This is a genomic window from Pseudomonas sp. MWU12-2029 (assembly GCF_023242425.1).
Lineage (GTDB): Bacteria > Pseudomonadota > Gammaproteobacteria > Pseudomonadales > Pseudomonadaceae > Aquipseudomonas > Aquipseudomonas kribbensis.
Genome location: NZ_JALJDY010000022.1, coordinates 1 through 2,825, shown reverse-complemented (window position 1 = coordinate 2,825; position 2,825 = coordinate 1). Strand labels below are relative to the sequence as shown.

General features: G+C 53.2%; 4 protein-coding genes and 3 tRNA genes. All 7 read right to left on the bottom strand.

Annotated features, from left to right (window positions below):
* The coding region (locus M5B44_RS28735) for a GTP-binding protein (RefSeq protein ID WP_007916459.1) at positions 1–114 on the bottom strand (114 nt) is incomplete at its 3' end.
* A gap of 84 nt (positions 115–198) precedes the next feature.
* Positions 199–274: transfer RNA gene (locus M5B44_RS28730), tRNA-Thr, on the bottom strand.
* Positions 275–300: 26 nt separating this feature from the next.
* Positions 301–374 (bottom strand) — tRNA-Gly (locus tag M5B44_RS28725).
* A 25-nt stretch (positions 375–399) separates the two neighbouring features.
* Positions 400–484: transfer RNA gene (locus M5B44_RS28720), tRNA-Tyr, on the bottom strand.
* Between the two features lie 143 nt (positions 485–627).
* Positions 628–1,053 carry a hypothetical protein gene (locus M5B44_RS28715; protein WP_248741297.1) on the bottom strand — a complete coding sequence of 142 codons (426 nt, stop codon included), beginning with the start codon at positions 1,051–1,053 and terminating at the stop codon, positions 628–630.
* 7 nt (positions 1,054–1,060) lie between these two features.
* A complete protein-coding gene (locus M5B44_RS28710; protein ID WP_248741296.1) occupies positions 1,061–1,810 on the bottom strand; it encodes a pantothenate kinase in 750 nt (249 codons plus the stop codon).
* The gene (gene birA, locus M5B44_RS28705; protein ID WP_248741298.1) at positions 1,800–2,753 is read right to left on the bottom strand and encodes a bifunctional biotin--[acetyl-CoA-carboxylase] ligase/biotin operon repressor BirA; all 954 of its coding nucleotides are present in this window, start codon (positions 2,751–2,753) and stop codon (positions 1,800–1,802) included. Before birA ends, M5B44_RS28710 begins: the two co-directional genes overlap by 11 nt.
* Positions 2,754–2,825 lie beyond the last annotated feature (72 nt).

Genomic DNA, 2,825 nt, shown 5'->3' with positions numbered 1-2,825 from the left:
CTCGGAGCAGACGCGAGTCAGAGCAGCGGTCAGAGTGGTTTTACCGTGGTCAACGTGACCGATAGTTCCGACGTTGACGTGCGGTAGGGAACGATCAAATTTTTCCTTAGCCATCGATATCACCCCTAACAGAAGAAATAAGCAAACAACCCTAGCCATTAAAACAAAGGCAGATATTTTCATATCTGCCTTGTTATATGGAGCTCTTGAGCGGATTTGAACCGCTGACCTCACCCTTACCAAGGGTGTGCTCTACCAACTGAGCTACAAGAGCGTAACACTTTGCACAACCTGCAAACCTGGAGCGGGTAGCGGGAATCGAACCCGCATCATCAGCTTGGAAGGCTGAGGTTCTACCACTAAACTATACCCGCGGAGCCTGCAGCTCACGCTAAAATCTGGTGGAGGGAGAAGGATTCGAACCTTCGAAGTCGTAGACGTCAGATTTACAGTCTGATCCCTTTGGCCGCTCGGGAACCCCTCCTAATCAGGCCGGCATTCTATACTATGCCAAACCCTTGTCAAGCATTTTCTCATTTAAAAACCTGAGGTTAGCTGCGTTGACATCACCTCACTGCTAAAACCCTTTCAGGTCTTCGCTGTGGAGCGGGCGCCATTCTATGCAAACTATTCCGCAGGTGCAACCCCCTCACACAGCATTATTTTATGTTTTAACTCATTGAATTCCTTGGAAAGGTTTTGCATCTGAACATCCCCCAGCAAACGCTGGGTTTCGGGTGTAATTCGGAACCAATATGCATTGCTGGAAAGGTCTTTAGGCACAGCCTGAGCCTTCACTCCCAACTCAGCCAGACCCTGCCCCAAAGCTTGTGCCGCTTCAGGACGACTCAACCCACCTACATATAGACACTGCCCATCAGTCTTCACGCCCCGCGGAGCATCACCAGCCTCGCTCAGCAAACGGATATCCTGCTGCGAACCACTATAAAGACGCAGAGGCGTGACATCCTTTGCACGCAATGGCGCCTCCTGCTGATGCCAGACGTAATAAAACACATTGAGTACAAGAAGCAGGAGAAACAACCAGCGCATACAAACCTCAGGACAAAGGACATGCCATAGCCAAACCTACGAACACTAAATCGGGAACCACCCTGGCCTCAGGCACAACATCCGACACCAGCCCGGCATCCCCTCCAGTGATGAAAACACTGAAGCCTTCTCCCCAGTAGGAACGCGCCATCTCCAACTGCGTCAGTACGAATCCCCTGAGCATCAACGAACAGCCACGCTCCACCGCCTCGACCGTATTGCGCCCAGGAGCGTGACTCACCAATGCCCGTTCCGCTGCAAGATCGCCATAGCGAATCTTTCGGGTATGCGTACGCAATTGATTTCGCATTAATGGCATGCCAGGACAAATAAAGCCTCCCAGGTGCTCACCTTCCGACGAGACGAAATCAGCAGTCACCGCCGTCCCAAAATCAAGAACCAGGCAAGCCCCAGCAGCCAGATGAAAGCCGCCAAGCATCGCCAACCAGCGATCAAGACCCAGACGCTCGTAGTCCTCATAGCCGTTCTTGACGCCAGACATTTCGCGAGCAGGTTTCGCACAGACAACGGATATATCGAACTCACGCTTGAGGAGACCAATCAGCAAATTGGTCTCGTCCTCTGTTCTTACACTGACAAGGCGGCATTTGCCGAGACACAATTTATCGAGCGAGCGAAGATTGCCGACCAATGCCCCATCAGAATCAACCACCCCTTCCGCGATCAGGGTATCGGCCTCGCCATTCAGCACCCGCCACTTGATAAAGCTGTTTCCGCAATCAAGCTCAAGAATCATCACGCAACCTCAAGCTGAGCTCACCACCACTAAAGACTTTTTCCACACCATCTACCTTCAATCGCAGCGCACCTTGATTATCGACCCCCAGCACCACGCCATCTATCTGAGTGACGCCGGCAGTGAGAGAAACCGACTGCCCTTGCCATAAATGGCTCGCCTCCCACTCTGCCTGAAGCGCTGAGAAACCACCTGATTGATGACGCTGCAAATAAAGTTGCAACTGCTTACTCAACTCAACCGCCAGACTATTGCGATCACAAGGCTTCCCCGACTCGAGCCTTATCGATGTCCACTGCTGATCAACCTCGTCGGTTGTTTGCATGTTCACGTTTATGCCGATACCCAGCACTACATGACACACATCTGCCGGATCCCCAACCAGCTCCAGCAAGATTCCCGCGATTTTTTTTCGCCCCACCAAAACGTCATTGGGCCACTTCAACCCGGCACCCGCCACCCCAAGCGCTCGCAGGGTTTGCATGACCGCAAGACCGACAACAAGACTTAGCCCTTCAAGCTGGCGCATCCCACCGTCAATACGCAACACGAGACTGTAATAGAGGTTCTCGGCAAACGGGCTTACCCATTTGCGACCTCTGCGCCCACGTCCGGAAATTTGTCGTTCAGCCAGCACCAGAAAGGGGGCCATTTGACCGCGCTCAACGGCGCGCAGCGATTCGGCGTTAGTAGAGTCGATTGAGCTGAAGACGCTCACGGACCAGCCTGCAAGGCTTTCCTCTATCTTGAGCGGGTCGAGCAACGCCAGCGGCGAAGCCAACTGGTAGCCTCGCCCTCGAACTTTATGTATGGACAGCCCAAGCTCAGCCTCGAGATGCTGAAGCTGCTTCCACACCGCACTTCGACTAATTCCCAGGGTGGCTCCCAGAGCCTGGCCGGAATGGAATTGCCCATCCTTCAGAAGGTTCAACAACGTCAGCATGCAGGTCTCGCCTCGGAATGAGGCCCGAATAATAGCCATGCACCGAGCTGTTGCATAGAATTCAAACAGCCC